General features: G+C 43.9%; 18 protein-coding genes and 1 pseudogene. 10 read left to right on the top strand and 9 right to left on the bottom strand.

Features of this window, described 5'->3' with window-relative positions:
- Positions 1 to 23 precede the first annotated feature (23 nt).
- The 3 genes from sdhA to sdhC are packed head-to-tail and all read right to left on the bottom strand — an operon-like array spanning position 24 to position 2,521.
- Positions 24 to 1,790, bottom strand: coding sequence for a succinate dehydrogenase flavoprotein subunit (sdhA, locus tag EAE93_RS15845; RefSeq protein ID WP_214040063.1), 1,767 nt, complete (start codon positions 1,788 to 1,790; stop codon positions 24 to 26).
- Entirely contained in the window at positions 1,791 to 2,138 is a 348-nt protein-coding gene (sdhD, locus tag EAE93_RS15850) for a succinate dehydrogenase membrane anchor subunit (RefSeq protein WP_036780845.1), read from the bottom strand.
- Complete coding sequence (sdhC, locus tag EAE93_RS15855; protein WP_036780848.1) at positions 2,132 to 2,521, bottom strand: succinate dehydrogenase cytochrome b556 subunit; 390 nt, start codon at positions 2,519 to 2,521, stop codon at positions 2,132 to 2,134. Before sdhC ends, sdhD begins: the two co-directional genes overlap by 7 nt.
- A gap of 867 nt (positions 2,522 to 3,388) precedes the next feature.
- Here sdhC and EAE93_RS15860 point away from each other — a divergent pair.
- Entirely contained in the window at positions 3,389 to 4,672 is a 1,284-nt protein-coding gene (locus EAE93_RS15860) for a citrate synthase (RefSeq protein WP_036780850.1), read from the top strand.
- Between the two features lie 72 nt (positions 4,673 to 4,744).
- Here the strand turns inward: EAE93_RS15860 and EAE93_RS15865 are convergent, their stop codons facing one another.
- Positions 4,745 to 5,914, bottom strand: coding sequence for an RNA-guided endonuclease InsQ/TnpB family protein (locus EAE93_RS15865; RefSeq protein ID WP_036780852.1), 1,170 nt, complete (start codon positions 5,912 to 5,914; stop codon positions 4,745 to 4,747).
- A 59-nt stretch (positions 5,915 to 5,973) separates the two neighbouring features.
- On the opposite strand from EAE93_RS15865, the pseudogene EAE93_RS25615 reads away from it, so the two are divergent.
- Positions 5,974 to 6,084: pseudogene (locus tag EAE93_RS25615) on the top strand (IS200/IS605 family transposase); the annotation flags it as partial.
- A 433-nt stretch (positions 6,085 to 6,517) separates the two neighbouring features.
- Here EAE93_RS25615 and EAE93_RS15870 read toward each other — a convergent pair.
- Positions 6,518 to 7,261, bottom strand: a complete 744-nt coding sequence (locus EAE93_RS15870) for a type 2 GTP cyclohydrolase I (protein ID WP_214040097.1) — start codon at positions 7,259 to 7,261, stop codon at positions 6,518 to 6,520.
- A 66-nt stretch (positions 7,262 to 7,327) separates the two neighbouring features.
- Positions 7,328 to 7,537 (bottom strand): YbfA family protein, encoded by a 210-nt coding sequence (locus EAE93_RS15875; RefSeq protein WP_036812824.1) that lies wholly within the window; start codon positions 7,535 to 7,537, stop codon positions 7,328 to 7,330.
- A 217-nt stretch (positions 7,538 to 7,754) separates the two neighbouring features.
- Here EAE93_RS15875 and EAE93_RS15880 point away from each other — a divergent pair, with 217 nt between their 5' ends.
- The 8 genes from EAE93_RS15880 to kdpE all read left to right on the top strand — a co-directional run bounded on the left by EAE93_RS15880 (position 7,755) and on the right by kdpE (position 16,698).
- Complete coding sequence (locus tag EAE93_RS15880) at positions 7,755 to 7,913, top strand: hypothetical protein (protein ID WP_214040064.1); 159 nt, start codon at positions 7,755 to 7,757, stop codon at positions 7,911 to 7,913.
- 24 nt (positions 7,914 to 7,937) lie between these two features.
- Positions 7,938 to 8,321: a hypothetical protein gene (locus tag EAE93_RS15885; protein ID WP_214040065.1), complete on the top strand. Its 384-nt coding sequence runs from the start codon at positions 7,938 to 7,940 to the stop codon at positions 8,319 to 8,321.
- Between the two features lie 508 nt (positions 8,322 to 8,829).
- Positions 8,830 to 8,919, top strand: a complete 90-nt coding sequence (gene kdpF, locus EAE93_RS15890) for a K(+)-transporting ATPase subunit F (protein ID WP_071647059.1) — start codon at positions 8,830 to 8,832, stop codon at positions 8,917 to 8,919.
- Entirely contained in the window at positions 8,920 to 10,626 is a 1,707-nt protein-coding gene (gene kdpA / locus EAE93_RS15895; RefSeq protein WP_214040066.1) for a potassium-transporting ATPase subunit KdpA, read from the top strand. It abuts the gene before it with no gap.
- Between the two features lie 21 nt (positions 10,627 to 10,647).
- Complete coding sequence (gene kdpB, locus EAE93_RS15900; RefSeq protein ID WP_214040067.1) at positions 10,648 to 12,714, top strand: potassium-transporting ATPase subunit KdpB; 2,067 nt, start codon at positions 10,648 to 10,650, stop codon at positions 12,712 to 12,714.
- 11 nt (positions 12,715 to 12,725) lie between these two features.
- Positions 12,726 to 13,313, top strand: coding sequence for a potassium-transporting ATPase subunit KdpC (gene kdpC / locus EAE93_RS15905; protein WP_214040068.1), 588 nt, complete (start codon positions 12,726 to 12,728; stop codon positions 13,311 to 13,313).
- 2 nt (positions 13,314 to 13,315) lie between these two features.
- Entirely contained in the window at positions 13,316 to 16,009 is a 2,694-nt protein-coding gene (kdpD, locus tag EAE93_RS15910; protein ID WP_214040069.1) for a two-component system sensor histidine kinase KdpD, read from the top strand.
- Positions 16,010 to 16,032: 23 nt separating this feature from the next.
- Positions 16,033 to 16,698, top strand: a complete 666-nt coding sequence (gene kdpE / locus EAE93_RS15915) for a two-component system response regulator KdpE (RefSeq protein ID WP_246550781.1) — start codon at positions 16,033 to 16,035, stop codon at positions 16,696 to 16,698.
- Between the two features lie 65 nt (positions 16,699 to 16,763).
- On the opposite strand, the gene EAE93_RS15920 is transcribed toward kdpE, so the two are convergent.
- The 3 genes from EAE93_RS15920 to EAE93_RS15930 are packed head-to-tail and all read right to left on the bottom strand — an operon-like array spanning position 16,764 to position 20,138.
- Positions 16,764 to 17,576: a Cof-type HAD-IIB family hydrolase gene (locus EAE93_RS15920; protein ID WP_214040070.1), complete on the bottom strand. Its 813-nt coding sequence runs from the start codon at positions 17,574 to 17,576 to the stop codon at positions 16,764 to 16,766.
- A gap of 34 nt (positions 17,577 to 17,610) precedes the next feature.
- Entirely contained in the window at positions 17,611 to 18,285 is a 675-nt protein-coding gene (locus tag EAE93_RS15925) for a formyl transferase (RefSeq protein WP_214040071.1), read from the bottom strand.
- On the bottom strand, positions 18,282 to 20,138 hold the full coding sequence (locus EAE93_RS15930; protein ID WP_214040072.1) for an aminotransferase class I/II-fold pyridoxal phosphate-dependent enzyme: 1,857 nt from the start codon (positions 20,136 to 20,138) through the stop codon (positions 18,282 to 18,284). Before EAE93_RS15930 ends, EAE93_RS15925 begins: the two co-directional genes overlap by 4 nt.
- Positions 20,139 to 20,169: the final 31 nt, after the last annotated feature.

Here is a 20,169-nt window from a genome sequence, read left to right on the forward strand (position 1 = left end):
GCAACTGGATTATCAGCAACTCATTAGTAAGTACGCGCTTTCGGCGGAAATGCTTCACGCAGTTTTGGCTGCATGTTGACATTACGACGAGTCATAGTTTCAGTTTGCGGTAGATAGAGGGTATGGCATAACCAGTTCGCATCATCACGATCCGGATAATCGAAACGGCTATGAGCACCGCGGCTTTCAGTACGGAAGTTAGCAGCAACCGCCGTAGAAAATGCCGTTTCCATCAGGTTATCAAGCTCCAGACACTCAATACGTTGGGTATTAAACTCTGAGGAAGTATCATCCAAACGGGCACTTTTCAGGCGTTCACGGATAACTTTAAGCTCTTCCAGCCCTTTCGCCATTGCATCGCCTTCACGGAATACCGAGAAGTTATTCTGCATACACGCTTGCAAATCTTTACGAATTTTAACCGGGTCTTCACCAGTACGGGTGCTATTCCAACGGTTCAGACGTTGCAGGGACACTTCGATGTCAGATTCGCTAGCTTCGCGGCTAGTGCCTTGCTCCATCAGCGATTCTTTCAGGTGCAAACCGGCAGAACGGCCAAACACCACCAAATCCAACAGAGAGTTCCCCCCCAGACGGTTTGCGCCATGAACAGATACACAGGCAATTTCACCGACAGCAAACAGGCCCGGAATAACCACATCTTCACCTTTTTCATTAACCATCAGTGCCTGACCGGTAACTTTAGTTGGGATGCCTCCCATCATATAGTGGCAAGTCGGAATAACCGGGATCGGTTCTTTTACCGGATCAACGTGGGCGAAAGTACGGGATAATTCAAGAATACCCGGCAGACGAGATTCCAACACCTCTTTACCCAAATGATCCAGTTTCAGCTTAGCATGAGGCCCCCAAGGACCATCACAGCCACGGCCTTCGCGGATTTCGATCATGATGGAACGCGCCACGACATCACGACCAGCCAGATCTTTAGCATTTGGTGCATAACGCTCCATAAAGCGCTCACCATCTTTATTCAACAAATAACCACCTTCACCGCGGCAGCCTTCCGTCACCAGAACACCCGCCCCGGCGATACCGGTTGGGTGGAATTGCCACATTTCCATATCCTGTACAGGCACACCCGCACGCAGCGCCATACCTACACCATCACCGGTGTTAATGTGAGCGTTAGTTGTTGATTGATAGATGCGACCGGCGCCACCCGTTGCCAGAATAGTCGCCTTCGCTTTGAAATAAACCACTTCACCGGTTTCAATAGAGATCGCAGTACAACCAACAATGCTGCCATCCTGATTTTTAACCAGATCCAACGAATACCATTCAGAAAAAATAGTAGTGTGATTTTTTAAGTTCTGCTGATACAGCGTATGCAACAGGGCATGACCGGTACGGTCTGCCGCCGCGGCTGTACGTGCCGCCTGCTCACCACCAAAGTTTTTTGACTGGCCGCCGAATGGACGTTGATAAATGCGACCGTCATCCAAACGCGAAAATGGCAACCCCATGTGCTCCAGCTCCAGAATCGCCTCCGGCCCGGTCTTACACATGTACTCAATCGCATCCTGGTCACCGATATAGTCGGAGCCTTTCACCGTGTCATACATGTGCCATTCCCAGTTATCGTCATGGGAGTTACCCAACGCAACGGTGATCCCCCCCTGCGCGGATACAGTATGAGAACGGGTTGGGAATACTTTGGAAATCAAAGCACAGGATAATCCCATTTGTGAAATTTGTAGCGCAGCGCGCATGCCAGCGCCACCCGCACCAATAACGACTGCATCAAACTCTCTTACTGGCAGTTTCATCTATACACCCCACACCACAATTGTTCCATAAATCAAGTAAGCCATCAGCGCAACGATAATCGCCAATTGCAGCATTAAACGCAGTGCCAGCGGCTTTACATAGTCAGTTAGTACTTGCCACATACCAATCCAGGCGTGAGCCAGAATGGAAAACAGGGCCAGCACAGTGAAGACTTTAGTGATGGATGAGGCGAAGAAACCCCGCCAGACTTCATAAGTGATATCCGACGTTGTAACGACAAAGCCCAGCATATAAAGAACATATAAAACAATAATCATTGCGGACGCGCGCAATAATAGCCAATCATGGATACCCGTGCGACCCAATGCAGATGCGTTACTTACCATACCAGTACTCCAGCCAGAATCGACAGAATAACAGCAATCCCGATTGCCACTTTGGCAGAGAGACTACCGACCGCTAAGTTTTCTTCCAAGTAGCCGAAATCCATCAGCATATGACGGATACCACCACAGATATGGTAAGCCAGTGCGGTCAGAATGCCCCACACAATAAACTTAGCGAAAAATCCCGTCATAATATCGGCGGCTTGCTGAAACCCTTCTTGCGAGGAGAGAGACATTCCTAACAACCAGAGGAGAATTCCTACTGCTATGAAAGTAATGACGCCAGAGACACGGTGCAAGATCGAGGCTATTGCAGAGACTGGAAAGTGTATCGTCTGCAAATCAAGGTTGACAGGTCTTTGTTTTTTCACAATTTTGCCCACACAGCTCTTTTATTATTTTCCTTCCTCCGGACCTGGGCGGAAATCAGACAGCGATAAGAGGATACAAAGACACAACATTTAATCAAACGATAGATCCTTGATGTTAAGGAATGTTGTGATTTAGTTACGCTGGGTGCTCCTACAGCAGGGTAATCCGGAGACCTGGCGGCAGTATATGTGCTTCACATTATTATTACAATTCCAACACAATATGATTAGCTACATTTCCACTGAACAGTGATTAAGATCACGATTCAAACATATTGCACAAAATTAATTATCTTGTTTGACAAACTTTAAACATTTATCTTACATATATGGTTGAAAACACTTTTGAGATTGATTTTTGGTAAGAGGAAAGACCTCAAGAAAAGCTAAAGTTATGTAACTGTGTAGTCCGCACGAATCATAATCATTTTTGTAGTCAATGCATAAAACATAACTCTCAAAAATTCGCTAACAACCCGAAAACCATTGTCGTCCGGGGTGAAATTTCAGCCTTAAATGTGATATTGGCCTGATTTCAGCTTTTCCCCGGTAGTACAGTGTCAGGGGACACAGTATAAGAACCTATTCCACCAGGCATTATGAGTGTAGGCCATCTTGTCAATAAATTGGGAACACAGATTGCACCGCAACCGGAGTATGCGCACAGTCTGTAAGAGGCGATTCACTCATAAATCGCTCACCGGCGCGGGCCACACCAAAGTGCATTCAAAAGTGATCGCTTTTGTCAGAGCACCGTCCAAGCCTGTTCTTGATGACAAAGAATGGTCGATAAAATAGCCTGATAAGATAGACTCTATATAGTGTCTTTCCGCCGTGGTTGTTAAGAGTTATAAAAATGAAAGCGCTAAGGAGACTGTAATGGCAGATAACAAAGCAACTCTAACCCCAGACGGTTCAGTTGCTATTGAATTGGACGTGCTAACACCGACCCTTGGGTCTAAAGTCATCGACGTTCGTACTCTCGGCTCCCAAGGTTTCTATACCTACGACCCTGGTTTTACTTCTACAGCATCTTGCGAATCCAAGATCACCTACATTGATGGTAACGAAGGTGTATTGCTGCACCGTGGTTTCCCTATCGACCAGCTAGCGACAAAATCTACTTATCTGGAAGTCTGTTATATCCTGCTGTATGGTGAGACACCAACACAAGAACAGTTTGATAAATTCAAAAAAACTATTACCCGTCACACTATGATCCATGAACAGATCCATCGCCTGTTCAACGGCTTCCGCCGTGATTCGCACCCAATGGCGGTGCTGTGTGGTGTTACCGGCGCTCTGGCTGCTTTCTATCATGATGCTCTGGATGTGAACAATCCACGTCACCGAGACATTACCGCCTACCGTCTGCTGTCAAAAATGCCGACAGTGGCCGCCATGTGCTACAAATACTCTATTGGTCAGCCATTCGTTTATCCACGCAATGACCTCTCCTACGCAGGCAACTTCCTACACATGATGTTCGCTACACCATGCGAAGAATATAAAGTGAACCCTGTACTGGAGCGTGCTATGGATCGCATTTTAATCCTACATGCGGACCATGAACAAAACGCGTCTACCTCAACAGTACGTACCGCAGGTTCTTCCGGCGCCAACCCATTTGCCTGTATTGCCGCAGGTATCGCTTCTCTCTGGGGACCTGCTCATGGCGGCGCAAACGAAGCTTGTCTACGTATGCTGGAAGAAATCCAGTCAGTTGAACATATTCCTGAATTTATTAACCGGGCCAAAGATAAGAATGATGCTTTCCGTCTGATGGGATTTGGTCATCGTGTTTACAAAAACTATGATCCTCGCGCAACCGTCATGCGTGAAACCTGCCATGAAGTGCTAGATGAACTCGGCCTGAATGACAGCCTGCTGGAAGTTGCTATGGAGCTTGAACGTATTGCTCTACACGACCCCTATTTTATTGAGAAGAAACTGTATCCGAACGTGGATTTCTACTCAGGCATTATCCTGAAAGCAATGGGGATTCCATCCACCATGTTCACTGTTATTTTCGCCATTGCCCGTACTATCGGCTGGATCGCTCACTGGAATGAAATGCATGATGATGGCGTGAAAATTGCTCGCCCACGTCAACTCTATACCGGCTACACAAAACGTGATTTCAAAAGCCAGCTTGAAAAATAATAATAAAATCCGATTACGATAAGGGCCAAGCTGTGACTGCTCCACGCCGCAAACGGCGAGGCTTCCCACTTCTCAGGCCGCCACCGTCGATATAACGGATTTACGCGGGCCTCCGTGGGCAGAAACGACGAGTCCCGCCGCCTGTAATTCTGTTGTGCCCTTGCACTGGATGTTGAGCGCCGCATTGATATCGCGGTCATGTTCGACACCACAGCAAGGGCATAGCCAGATCCGCTTATGCAGCGGCATTTCCGGCACTTTGTGGCCGCAGCAATGGCAAGTTTTCGAGCTGGCGAACCACTGATCCAGTTTGACCAGATGAACGCCCGCCGCCGCGGCTTTGTATTCCAGTTTCTTGATGAAGCCATGCCAGCCAGCATCCCCGATAGCCCGAGCAAGGTGGTGATTCTTCATCATATTGGCCGATTTCAGCGTCTCGACAATGACCGCTTGGTTTTCGTCAACCATTGTCCGGGAGAGTTTGTGTTGAAAATCGGCACGGGCATTGGCTACCCGTTCGTGTACCGCGGCGACCTGTAAACGTGCCTTTCGACGGTTGGCGCTGCCTTTCTGTTTTCGGGACAGGGCTTTCTGCTTGCGACGCAGGTTACGGGCGGCGTTGATAAGGTGACGAGGGTTATTCACCTTCTCCCCGTCCGACTGGATAAGATAGTGGGATAAACCCATATCACACCCTGTCACGCGGGTGATAACGCCCGGCTTTTCCGGTACATCCCAACCATCGTCACACAGGATAGCGGCGAAATATTTTCCCGTAGCTGTTCGGGAGAGCGTAATGCTCTTCACTTGCCCTTCAATTTCTCGGTGTATGTGCGCCTTTATCGGTGACAATTTCGGGATCTTCACGGCGCCATCCAGCACTTTCACCCCAATACAGTGATAGCTGGATTGCCGGCCGTGTTTGCGTTTGAACGTGGGAAATTTGGCTTGCAACTTCGGATTGAAAAAATTATCAAACGCGGTATTCAGATTGATCACCGCCTGCTGTAACGCGATGGCGTCATATGCCTTGAGCCAGGCGTACTTGCGTGATTTCTTCGCGACCGCCAGTAGCGGTTTAAGATCTTTGCGCGGATTTAAACTCACACCGTGACGTCTATAAGCATGCTTTTTGATGTGCAGCGCCTTATTGTACGCAAAACGGACCGCACCGAACTGGCCGTTAAGATACGCGGCCTGTTCGGGTGTGGGGTAGAGGCGGACTTTGGTCGCTCTTAACATATTCAGCGCTCATTGAGAAAGTGCCTTCATTTTAGCCTGTGACAGGAAGATATCAACGGGTTGTGCATTTGATATTCACGACAAAATCCCGTCGAAAGCGCTTTGATGGACGGATGATACACCCGTTACGTGAGGCATTCAGTTCAGCGGTGGCAAAGCTGGGATGTGAAAGGGTTTATCGGTCTGCACACACCGTGCCAAATCTAATCATGTTGACGTTGTAATCAATTTTCAAGATACAAGGGTTTACCGCAGTTTTTGCTAGCTTAATAGCTAGGGCTTTATTCAATTGGAAAGATTATTCAGTGAAATTTGATGCCATACCAGTACAGCTTAAAGCACCGTAAAAATTGATCTCATCACCTTCCTTGTGTATGCTCGTTATCCAAGAGTGGGTACAAGCGACTTACTCTCTAAATTATCAAACGTAGCCTCTACTTGCGTGTGTAGCGAGATCACCAAGATCAAAATTCACAGTTCTATGAATCGGATAGAATAACGTTATTGATCAAAAAACGTTAATTATGAAAAGCTTATCAAAAGCTTTGAAGCCCACCGGTGGTGGGCTTCGCTTATTTCAATGTCAGCATTAGAAAAACGTGATTACGCCGGATTTGGAATATCGATAAAAGTGACATCCAGACCATAATTATCAACCAACCACTCCCCTAAAGCCTTAATACCATAACGCTCGGTGGCATGGTGGCCCGCAGCATAAAAATGCAGCCCCATTTCACGGGCGATATGAATCGTCTGCTCTGACACTTCACCGGTAATGAAAGCATCAACACCAAATTCAGCCGCCTGTTGAATAAAACCTTGCCCACCACCGGTGCACCAGGCAAGCGTGCGAATCTCCGCAGGTGCGTTATCGCTCACATGCAACACCTTGCGACCAAGCGCCTGTTCAATACGTGAAGCTAACTCCACCGGTGATATCGGCTGATCAAATTCCCCATGCGGTACGAATGGTTCAATCAACCCAACAACTTTCGCATTAATCAGACGGGCCAATTGCGCGTTATTTCCCAGTGATGGATGAGCATCAAGCGGCAGATGATAGCCGTATAAATTGATATCATTACCGAGTAGAGTTTTCAGACGATTACGTTTCATACCACGAATCACCGCTGGCTCATTTTTCCAAAAATAGCCATGATGAACGATAATAGCATCAGCCTGATGACGAACCGCTTCATCTAATAAAGCCTGACAAGCGGTCACACCGGTAACGACTCGCTGAATATGAGTACGCCCTTCAACTTGTAAACCATTGGGGGCGTAATCCTGAAACTCACCAACATTCAGCTCTTGGTTAATCACATTTTCCAGCTCAATATTACGCATCATATTCGTCCTGTGTATTAGTTGTATGACAGTAATATACCGTTACCAGTCTCCAATTGTCAGTTGTTAACCGTTTTTGACGGCCAAAACCTGTTCTGATTGTTTTAACCATACGGGTTTATCGCTGGTTTTTACCCATACACGATACAAATAACTGTAAAAACGAACGCGATCACGACGAAACAACATAACCGGAAACGCCAGGATACCGAAAGTGACAGCGCCAATACGACGTAAAAGAACCTGATACCAAGGATATTCACGATATGAAGACATATTTGTCCTCCTTAAAATGATCCCACTTTTCCGCAGAATCTTAAAAATAATCAATCTGTAAATTGTTTAAAATTTTATCGTAAAAAATGAAAATTTACCACTTATCAGATCACTTTTAAGCCGTTATTGTCGCTATATTTTCTATTTTATGTAATTTTATTACATAAAATATGATAAAAATGTAATATTACAAACATTTTATTAACAGTCAGTGAAAATGAGATTAACGATACAGGCATTTGAAAATATCCGTTTGACGCTAGCAATAAAAGCAAGGATTGCCAATATGAAAACTTTGATTGATAATCATTATAAAGCAGAGAAAAACGATATTATTCTTTGCGCCATGCTATTTTCCAGAATGATTGTGGATTAACTATGACAGATAATAGGAGGAAAGATGAAGGTATTAACTGTTATATTATTAATATTAGTAATAAATGTTTCAGGTTGTGTCTCCAAAAAACACGCTTTTTCTATTGACTATAAAGCAAATGGTGAAACTTTTCATTTAACTCCATTATGTATAGAGGAAATTACCCCGAAAAAAGGGGATAATTACTATTCCATTTTCATCAAAGTAAAAAACAACTCTCATTGCAGTAAACCATTTAATCTTCTTATAAAGCAAAACGTAGGAAAAAAACTATCTGTTTTCTTCAACGATAAACCAATTTTAAAAAACACTAATATAATTACGCCAATACATGTCGAAAATGGCTTCTATCAGGCAATAGATTCAAATGTAACATTTGAAGAAATAGAAAAATATTTAATTCATTGAAATAAATGGCTTTTTAATATAAAAAACCATTTATTAAATATTTTATAAAATTCATATACGGAGTATTTTTTGTTAATCATTAATAATCATATTAACACTTAACCCTGCATTCTCATAATAGGCTAAAATAATTTAACCCATATTATAAAATCGCAATTAATTTAATTATCAACACAAAAACATATAATTAAAAAATAAGAAAATCACACACCAATTTTTAATATTTCGATTATTTTATCAATATTGTATAAATAATCAAAACATTCATGAATAGGGTTGTGGATTAATTTAAAATCACCTAATGCTCCTAACCATTCACTTTCTCATAAGTGTATCTTCTGCTGAAAAAGGGAATTATTTTTATAGTTCTAAACAAGATAGGTTTCTATTTAAGTCTTCTTTTATTAGTCATTTTTACACTTTTTTTACACATCCACTCACTCTTTTATCAGCATCTTTGCATCCCCTTCCCTAATCTTTATCCATCCAAGTTTTCAGGAGATAAGCAATGAGCATATCCTGCATTTCCGGCGTGTTATTAGTAGCCCTGTTACTAGTTTATCTGATTTATGCGCTACTTCATGCGGAGGATTTTTAAATGGCAGCATCCGCTTTTTTATTGATCACCAGTTTCTTATTGATTTTGATGTTACTGGCAAAGCCACTCGGAAATGTTATCGCCAATATGATCGACGGTAATATTCCGCGCGGGCTGACTAAAGCAGAGTCAAGCCTTTGGCGTTGCTGTGGCTTACAAAAACCTGGCGGTACCGTCAAAGAGATGAACTGGTGGCAATACGCATTAGCTATCATTATCTTTAATCTGACCGGACTACTGCTGCTATTCACGCTTTTAATCACACAACACGCCCTTCCCCTTAATCCTGAACATTTCCCCGGACTCAAATGGGATCTGGCGCTGAATACAGCAGTCAGCTTTATCACCAATACCGATTGGCAGTCATACAGTGGAGAAAACACCCTCAGCTACTTTAGCCAGATGACAGGTCTAACGGTGCAGAACTTTCTTTCTGCGGCGACCGGTATTGCCGTGGCATTTGCGCTGATACGCGCATTTTCCCGTCATGGCGTCAAAACCGTAGGCAACGCCTGGGTTGATATCACACGTATCACACTTTATCTGCTATTACCGCTGTCTATAGTTATCACGCTCGTTTTTGTCAGTCAGGGAGTGATTCAGAATTTCGAACCGTATCAATTAGCTCATACCATTGAAGGCCAACAGCAATTAATTCCGATGGGTCCCGTCGCCTCGCAGGAAGCCATCAAATTATTGGGAACCAATGGTGGTGGATTCTTTGATGCTAATTCATCACACCCCTTTGAAAATCCAACCGCTATCAGCAATTTCGTTCAGATACTCTCTATCTTCTTGATCCCTTGCGCACTCTGCTTTGCTTTTGGGCAAGTGGTTGGCGATAACCGTCAAGGGCACGCTCTATTGTGGGCAATGAGTATCATCTTTGTCATTGCCACCGTAGGAGTCATGTATGCCGAACTGAAAGGGAATCCCCATTTCAGCCTGTTAGGCGCCAACAGTAATATCAATATGGAAGGTAAAGAGAATCGCTTTGGCATCCTCGCAACCTCAATCTATGCCGTAGTCACAACCGCCGCTTCCTGTGGGGCAGTCAATGCTATGCATGACTCTTTCACTGCGCTTGGCGGCATGATCCCAATGTGGTTGATACAAATTGGCGAAGTTGTGTTTGGCGGTGTCGGTTCTGGTTTATACGGTATGTTACTGTTCGTTCTGCTGACCGTTTTTATCGCCGGTTTAATGATAGGCCGCGCCCCTGAATATCTCGGTAAAAAAATCGAAGTATTCGAGATAAAAATGGTGGCGCTGGCGATTTTGGTTACTCCTACACTGGCTCTTTTAGGTACAGCGCTTGCCATCTCCACCGCCAGTGGACGTGCCGGTATTTTGAACCCTGGCGCTCATGGTTTCAGTGAAGCGCTCTATGCCCTCTCCTCCGCTGCCAACAATAATGGCAGTGCTTTCGCCGGCCTCAATGCCAACAGTATGTTTTATAACCTATTGCTAACCATCATCCTGTTTTTGGGCCGCTTTGGCATGATCCTGCCAGTACTTGCTATTGCCGGTTCTTTGGTCGTAAAAAAACGCCAGCCTGCCAGCAACGGTACACTTCCCACCTACAGCACACTGTTTATCAGTCTATTGATTTTGACCATCATGCTAATCGGTGCCTTGACTTTTATTCCGGCTCTGATCCTTGGCCCGGTAATTGAACATTTACAAACTTGGCTAATGGCCCGATAAGAGCCTAAAGAGAGGAATACCATGACCAACAAGCAACAGACATTATTCGAGCCTGCTTTGATTCGTAATGCCCTGATTGATTCAGTCAAAAAATGTCATCCGGCCGCACAATGGCGTAACCCAGTGATGTTTGTCGTCTATCTAGGCAGTGGGTTAACCACCATTTTATGGATTGCCATGTTAGCAGGTCAATTCAAGGGAAATACGTTGTTCACCGGTAGCATCGCCTTATGGCTGTGGTTTACTGTGCTATTCGCCAACTTTGCCGAAGCACTGGCAGAAGGGAGAAGCAAAGCTCAAGCCGCCAGTCTCAAAGGAGTAAGAAAAACCAGTTGGGCAACCAAACTCACCTCATCCAATCGTCATGCAGCCAGAGAGAAAGTCCCTTCTGACAGCCTTCGTAAAGGGGATATCGTCATTATTGAAGCCGGTGAAACTATCCCTTGCGATGGTGAAGTTATCGAAGGTGGCGCTTCTGTTGACGAAAGCGCAATCACCGGAGAATCTGCCCCAGTTATCCGCGAATCTGGCGGTGATTTTTCCTCTGTAACCGGCGGCACGCATGTGCTATCTGACTGGCTGGTGGTCGAATGTTCGGTTAATCCCGGTGAAACTTTTCTTGACCGCATGATTTCAATGGTAGAAGGGGCTAAACGTCGTAAAACCCCAAACGAGATCGCACTGACTATCCTGTTGACGGCTCTGACAATCATCTTTCTATTGGTGTGTGTCACTCTGCTGCCCTTTTCAATATTCAGCGTGGAAGCTAACCAATCTGGTCAACCTATCACTGTCACGGTATTGATAGCGTTATTAGTCTGTCTTATTCCTACCACCATTGGTGGTTTACTTTCTGCAATTGGTGTCGCAGGCATGAGCCGCATGCTAGGCGCGAATGTTATCGCCACCAGCGGACGAGCCGTTGAAGCCGCGGGTGATGTGGATGTATTACTACTGGATAAAACCGGTACCATCACCTTGGGAAATCGCCAAGCCTCTCAGTTTCTGCCCGTGCCCGGCATAACAGAACAGCAGTTGGCGGATGCCGCCCAACTCTCTTCTTTAGCCGATGAAACACCAGAAGGCCGCAGCATTGTTATTCTGGCAAAACAGCGATTCAATTTGCGTGAACGTGATCTGCGCTCCCTGAACGCAACTTTCGTGCCGTTCTCCGCCATGACGCGAATGAGTGGCGTTAATGTGGAAAACCGCATGATCCGCAAAGGCGCTGTCGATGCGATCCGCCGCCATATCGAAGTCAATCACGGAAAATTCCCAGAAGCCGTGGAAATTTTGGTACAGACAGTGGCACGTAAAGGAGGCACCCCGCTGGTTGTCGCAGAAAATCAACAGGTACTGGGAGTCGTCGCGCTAAAAGATATCATAAAAGGCGGTATTAAAGAGCGATTCAGTGAAATGCGCCGTATGGGAATCAAGACCGTTATGATTACCGGCGATAACCGTCTGACCGCGGCTGCGATTGCCGCAGAAGCCGGAGTCGATGACTTTCTGGCGGAAGCCACCCCCGAAGCCAAACTAGCCCTAATCCGCCAATATCAATCCGAAGGCCGTCTGGTCGCCATGACCGGTGATGGCACTAATGATGCCCCTGCACTTGCTCAGGCCGATGTTGCCGTTGCTATGAATTCAGGCACTCAGGCAGCTAAAGAAGCCGGCAATATGGTGGATCTGGATTCCAACCCAACCAAACTGATTGAAGTTGTCCATATTGGTAAACAGATGTTGATGACACGTGGCTCTCTGACCACATTCAGTATCGCCAATGATATCGCCAAATATTTCGCCATTATCCCGGCGGCGTTTGCCGTCACTTATCCACAATTAAATATCTTGAATATCATGCACCTGCATTCGCCCACTTCGGCGGTTTTATCGACAGTTATCTTTAACGCACTGATTATTGTTTTCCTGATCCCATTGGCTCTCAAAGGCGTGAGCTACCGACCAATGAATGCCTTGTCGCTTTTACGTCGCAACTTGTGGATTTATGGTCTGGGTGGTCTGATAGCGCCTTTCATCGGCATCAAACTAATAGATATGTTGCTCACTTTGCTGATACTTAAATAAAGGTGATGAAAATGATTTGGTTACGTTCTTCTGTTGTGTTGTTGATATTTCTGACACTGATTACCGGCGTAGCTTATCCATTGCTGGCAACAGGTTTGTCAGAACTGATGTTCCCTTATCAAGCACAAGGCTCTATGGTAAAACAAGAGGGTCGAACCGTTGGCTCTGAACTGATTGGTCAACCCTTCACTAAAGCGACCTATTTTCAGGGACGTCCTTCTGCTACCGTAGATTATCCCTATAACGCTCTGGCCTCTGGCGGCAGCAATTTAGCGCCCTCCAACCCGATATTAGATGATGAAATTAAACGCAGAGTTAAGCAACTGCGTCAATTTAACCGCCAACCAGACATTCCTGTACCGGTTGATCTGGTCACCGCATCCAGTAGCGGCCTCGATCCTCACATTTCACCCGCCGCCGCTGACTTCCAAGCACAGAGAGTCGCTGATGCCCGCCATTTACCGGTTAAAGTAGTAAAACAATTAATCAGGGATAATATTGAGCCGCCTCCATCGGAATTCCTCGGTGAGCCAGTGATTAATGTGTTAAAACTTAATCTTGCCCTTGATAATTTGCACAAGAAAAAACAGAAAGGCTGAATATGGATCAACACGAACCACAGCGCCCTAACCCGGATGAATTACTGACACTGGTTAACGAGAAACAGCGCGGTAAATTAAAAATATTTTTCGGGGCCTGCGCCGGTGTGGGAAAAACCTACGCCATGTTGCAGGAAGCGCAAAGATTGCGTTCTCAGGGGCTGGATGTGGTTATCGGCGTAGTCGAAACCCATGAGCGGCAAGGAACTGCCGCTTTACTTAATGGTCTGCCACAACTGCCACTTAAACAGATCCACTACCGACGGCGCAGAACCACCGCCTTTGATCTTGATGCCGCCATTGCCCGTCACCCGGCCATCATTTTGATGGATGAGTTGGCATTCAGTAATCCCCACACCAGCCGTCATCCCAAACGCTGGCAGGACGTTGAAGAATTGCTTGAGGCTGGCATAGATGTACTGACCACCATCAACGTTCAGCATCTGGAAAGCCTTAATGACGTTGTGGGTGATATTACGGGTATCCGGGTCAGGGAAACTATCCCGGATCACATCTTTGATCAGGCGAATGAAATTGTCTTAGTTGATCTGCCTCCAGATGATCTGCGCCAGCGGCTCCATGAAGGTAAGGTATATATTCCTAGCCAAGCAGAACGTGCCATCGAAAATTTTTTTCGCAAAGGTAATTTGATTGCATTGCGGGAGCTCGCTTTACGCCGGACGGCTGATCGCGTTGATGATCAAATGCGTGCTTTCCGCGACACACAAGGGCCTGAACCGGTCTGGCATACCCGTGATAACCTCCTACTGTGCATTGGTAACAACTCAGGTAATGAGAAGCTTATCCGCACTGCCGCTCGCCTTGCGGCCCGATTAGGCTGTATCTGGCATGCCATCTATGTTGAAACTCCAAAACTGTACCAACTACCCGAAGGTAAACGGCGTACCATTTTAAAAGCACTTAGATTAGCGCATGAATTAGGGGCTGAAACCGCGACACTTTCCGATTCAAACAAAGAAAAAGCGGTATTACGTTATGCCAGAGAACATAACCTCGGCAAGATTCTGATAGGCCGTCGCTGTACCTCCAAACAGAAGCTATTTGGCTGGCAATGGCGTCCAGGTTTTGCTGACCGACTGGGAAAACTAGGGCCAGATTTGGATCTGGTCATTGTCGCATTAGAAGAACGCAGCCAATGGGATAAAGAGCATGACAACCGCCCTGTGAGTGAAAAATGGCGAGTACAGATTCAGGGCTGCTTAATCGCTATTGCGCTCTGTACACTTATCACCCTGTTCTCCCGAACATTCTTGCTGACCCTTGATAAAGCCAATCTTGTCACACTTTATCTGCTTGGCGTCGTCATCATTGCGCTATTTTACGGACGCCGACCATCAATCTTTGCCGCTTTTATTAATGTCATTAGTTTCGATATCTTCTTTGTACAGCCTCATTGGTCTCTTGCTGTTACCGATATGCAGTACCTGCTGACTTTTAGTGTCATGCTGATAGTGGGCGTCGTCGTTGGAAACCTCACTGCGGGAATGAGATATCAGGCGCGAATTGCCCGTTACCGCGAACAGCGAACCCGCAATCTCTATGAAATGACCCGTGAACTGAGCCGAGCGCTGAATGAAGAAGATATTGCCCGCACCAGCTACCATTTTCTTACCAATAGTTTTCAGGCTAAAACCGGCCTCTTTTTACCCAACGACGATGGCAACTTATATCAATTGACGACAAATAATGGCGGTCATATGCTGATTGATGATGCCATTGCAAAATGGAGCTTTGATAAAAATCTGCCGGCCGGAGCGGGAACCGATACGCTACCTAGCGTACCTTACCAACTACAGCCTATTGCTACACCTTCTCAGACACTGGCTGTATTGGCTATTGAGCCATCTTATTTGCGCCAGTTACTGATCCCTGAACAACAGCGATTGCTGCAAACATTTACCGGCCTCATCGCCAATGCCTTGGAAAGATTGCAACTCTCACGCCGGGCAGAATCCGCGAAGCTGGATACAGAGCGGGAACAGTTACGTAACTCGCTTCTGGCGGCTCTGTCTCATGATTTACGCACGCCACTGACAGTCCTGTTCGGACAAGCGGAAATCCTGATGTTAGATTTATCTGCCGAAGGATCTCCACACACCAAACAGGTAAATCAGATCCGCCAACAAATTCTCAGCACTTCCCGTCTGGTTAATAACTTACTGGACATGGCGCGTATCCAATCGGGAGGAATTCAGCTCAATCTGGAATGGCAATCGCTGGAAGAGATCGTCGGCAGTACCTTACGTTCTTTGGAATATGCGCTCAACCGTCACCCAGTCGCGGTTTCCCTGCCATCTGATTTGCTGTTGCATTGTGATGCCAGTTTACTGGAGCGGGTATTTATCAACCTGTTGGAAAACGCAATCAAATATACCGATGATCAAACACCACTGGGCATCAAAGCGACAACAGAAAAAAATCAGATTCATATTGAAGTTTGGGATGAAGGTAAAGGCATTCCCCCGGAACAAGAACAATTAATTTTCGATAAATTCTCCCGCGCTCGTAAAGAGTCTGCTATTCCCGGAGTGGGCCTTGGATTGGCAATTTGCCGGGCAATTATTGAAATCCACCAAGGAAAGATTTGGGCGACCAATAACGAAAAAGGTGGAGCAAGTTTTCACTTTGTTCTACCGTTAGAGAAGCCACCTGAAATTATCACTGAGGAGATGTAATTATTACCAGTAATAACACCATTTTGATTATTGAAGATGAGAAAGAGATCCGACGCTTTGTCCGGTTAGCGTTGGAAGGTGAAGGCTATCGCGTATTTGACAGTGATACCCTGAAATGGGGCCTGATTGAAGCGGGAACCCGTAAACCTGACTTAATTATTCTTGATTTGGGCTTGCCGGATGGTGACGGTATTAATTTGATCCGTGATCTGCGCCAATGGAGCTCAATACCCGTTATTGTTCTCTCTGCCCGTGATAAAGAAGCGGATAAAGTTGCGGCCTTGGATGTCGGCGCTGATGACTATCTGAGTAAACCCTTTGGCATCAGTGAACTATTGGCAAGAGTCCGGGTTGCTTTACGTCGTTTTGCCAGAACCAATAAAGAAGAATCGATCGTTCATTTTTCTGATGTCGTTGTCGATCTGGTTAACCGCCGAATCACCAAAAACGATGAAGAACTACATCTCACTCCAATTGAATTCCGATTGTTAGGTGAATTATTGGCAAATAGCGGCAAAGTACTCACCCAACGCCAATTACTCAACCAGGTCTGGGGCCCTAATTATGTTGAACACAACCATTATTTACGGATTTATATGGGGCATTTACGACAAAAATTAGAAACCGACCCAACCAGACCAAAACATTTATTAACTGAAACCGGCATTGGCTATCGGTTTATGCCTTAATGCCTGAAACACAAATCGAATCTCTTCATGTCTCAGGCAATTAACATCTCTCAGCAAAACTTAGCTTATTTCACCTGACACACATGTTCAGATAAATAATAAGCGACAGACTCTTCGCAACAAGAACCAATAATATCGGCACCCGGAAGCGCTTGTTTAACCCTATCCTGTGCCGTGCCCATGATGACCCCTTTAGCGGCGGTTGAAAGCATTTCTACATCATTCATACCATCGCCAAACGCAATAGTTTGATTGATTGGGACTCTAAGAAACTCAGCTAACTGAATTAAAGCCTGCCCCTTCGAAACACCACTACCCATTACCTCCAGACACCAAGGAAATGAGAAAGCGACACTGACATTATCAGAAAAGAGATCAATTAAATGACGTTCTAATTTAACCAACGCATCATGATCTCTCTTCTTGTGAATGAAAAAGATTTTCTCAACCGCATCACAAGGCATTTCATCAGCCTGTCTAACTACAGGATTAAAATTATCATTCTGATTAAAATCACTGAAACTATGGTGTAGCTCACTGGTTAACCATTGGGAACCACAATACATATTAATCACTAAATCCTGATCCGCCTGAGTTTCCTCAATCACTCTTTTTACTACATCACCCGGTAGATATTGTTTGATATCCAATTTCTTACAGGCACTGGTCAATCTGGCGCCATTAGACGTAATCAGATGTACAGGTATACCAAAGTCACCAATAATAGCATTAACATCAGCATGATGCCTGCCGGTGGCAAATACGATCTGCTTACCTTTATTTGACAAATTAGTCAACACCTGATGGGTAAATCTACCTATCGTATCCCCGTGAAGTAATAGAGTTCCATCAAGATCTGTAGCAATAAGATTATACATAAGCGCTTCCCGGTACATTAAGAGCAGTTATCATCTAAGCTTTATTAAGCAATTCGAGCGATGCCTGCTTGGTAAATGTCATCCTTTCTTCCAGACTATGATTATCCTTTTCATAATAAATTGTTGCCTCTGCATTAACCTGAGGTCTTGGAGTTATTTTTTCCAATATTGGCATCGTGTCAAGGAATAATTTTCTGGAATAGTTAATAGCCCTTGTATAAGTATCAATAACCTCTTCAAATTCAGGGTAAATAGAAAATGAGATCTGATTGACAATTGGCCCCGCGTCAATACCTTCATTAATTTCATGGATCGTCACACCGTGGGACTGTTCTCCATTTTTTAAAGCCCAGTTTACCGGCCTTACGCCGCGATATTTAGGCAAATAGGACAAATGAATATTCAAGATTCTCTTACAAGAATTAACGAATTTTAACGGTAATATCCGCTTATGAAACACGACAAAGCATAAATCGCAAGTGAAATCACCGCTTTCATAGCCGGGCAGATTCTCAACTTTATTATCCTCAATAACAGAAATATTATTTTGATAACAGAATTCGATTAATGTCTGATCAGTACTCACAGGTTCGAATTTATCTGCCACCACGTGCGATATTTTATACTCTTTATGATTTAAGAAATACTGACAAATGAAAATTGCCAATTCTCCTTTACCACAAATTACCACTGTTTTTGGATGGCTCATTCGCAAACCTCGTTAATTTCCTTAACCACACTAATATCACTAATACTAATTAGCCCCTGCATCACCATACGCAATGAACGTATTAAAATTTCATTATCGCTTGGTGTTCGGCAAGAAATACGCAAATACCTATCAGAATCTATATTTCCTTTGCCAGAACACTCTTTTACATATAACCCATGAATATCTAAAAGTAACTGTGATATCGTTTTTGCATCAGAAACATGCAATTTACAGTAAACAAAATTAGAATCCGTTTCATAGGCAGTAATACCTTCGATTGAATTTAATTCTTGCTGTAATTTTAACGTATCCATAATCACTTGTTCACAACTTAATTTATAACTCTCTCTATATTGAGGTAATCTCAATAAAAACTCTTCAGCAAAACCATTAATATTCCAAATAGGTAACACTGCTCTTATTTTACCAAGTAATTCCTGATTTGCAGTGGCAATATACCCGATACGAATACCACCAATGCCAAAGGTTTTACTCATACTGCGAATGACAGATAAATTCTTATAGTTATCTAAATGCATTAACATTGTGTCATCACGCATTTTAGAGAAATCTAAGAAAGATTCATCAATAATTAAATCGATATTTAATGCTAACAATTCGCCAGCCAAATATAACAGACTATCAATAGGCGTCAGTTTACCTGTCGGATTATTTGGTGATTCAATCACTACCACATTTGGCTGTTCTTCTTTCGCCAACGTTAATAGTTCATCAATATCTATCTCAAAATCTCTGCTCTCTTTACTATAGCTAAATATTGTTCTGTCTTTACCAAAGCAATTAGCATATTCATTAAATGAAGGTACCGTGACTAATACTTTACCTGTATAAACATCAGGAAGCCGTTTAATTATCTCAGCAGCGCCATTCGAAATACATAATTGCGTTCTCTCTATCCCAATAAATTCAGATAAAGCATGTTCGACTAAACGATTCCCGCCAGGATAATTTAAAAATATTTCATCAAAATTATTCTTTATTTCATCTTTCAATTTCTTAGGTGGAAAGTTGAAATTATAAATTAATCCAAAGTCAATAATAGGATAACGCCAGTAACCACCGTGCCTATTTTGAATAAGATCTAATTTATTATTACTTGAGATAAAGTCACAAATAGTAAGATCATAAGTATTATCTACCTCATACCATTGAGAATGATCAACAATACTTGCTTTAAATTCAGCCATATTATTCAGCAAAGAGTGTTTAAATATATCCTCATAATATAACCCAGTTGATCCGCTATTAACGTAACTTTCTAGCTCTTTAGTCACATATTCAGCAAAATTAGCGGTGCAAATATTATAAATATTTACCGTCTTATATTGACCTTCTTCAACCTGATAATGACTATCCTTAGTAGAATTTAATGCAATAATATTATCTTTATCTATTTTTGCATAAGTCCCTTCCATATTACCACTAAGAGGAGAAACAAGGACATTGAGATCGCCTGCTTTTAACATCACTGTTTCCAAACATTTCTTTGTGAAGAAGATATCCCCTTCAAGGATCAGCGTATCTTGCTTAATCCAATTCCTGGCAAGATATAAAGAATAGATATTATTGGTTGATTCCCACTTTTCACTATTAACAAATTCAATATCCAGATTATATGTCTTTTGTTTAATATGAGATATTAAAATATCGCTCTTATAACCCACCACAATAATAACTTTTTTAATACCGACAGATTCGATATTCCTCAGCGCATTATCGATAAATGATATCTGATTTGTTTCTACCAAAGGTTTTGGTTTATTTGATGTTCTAGTTGATAATCTACTGCCTCTTCCGGCACAGAGAAGGATTGCTGTTTTTTTATTCATAGTCTTAATAAATTATTTTAAATTGATGTTA

This window comes from Photorhabdus akhurstii (assembly GCF_018448925.1).
Lineage (GTDB): Bacteria > Pseudomonadota > Gammaproteobacteria > Enterobacterales > Enterobacteriaceae > Photorhabdus > Photorhabdus akhurstii.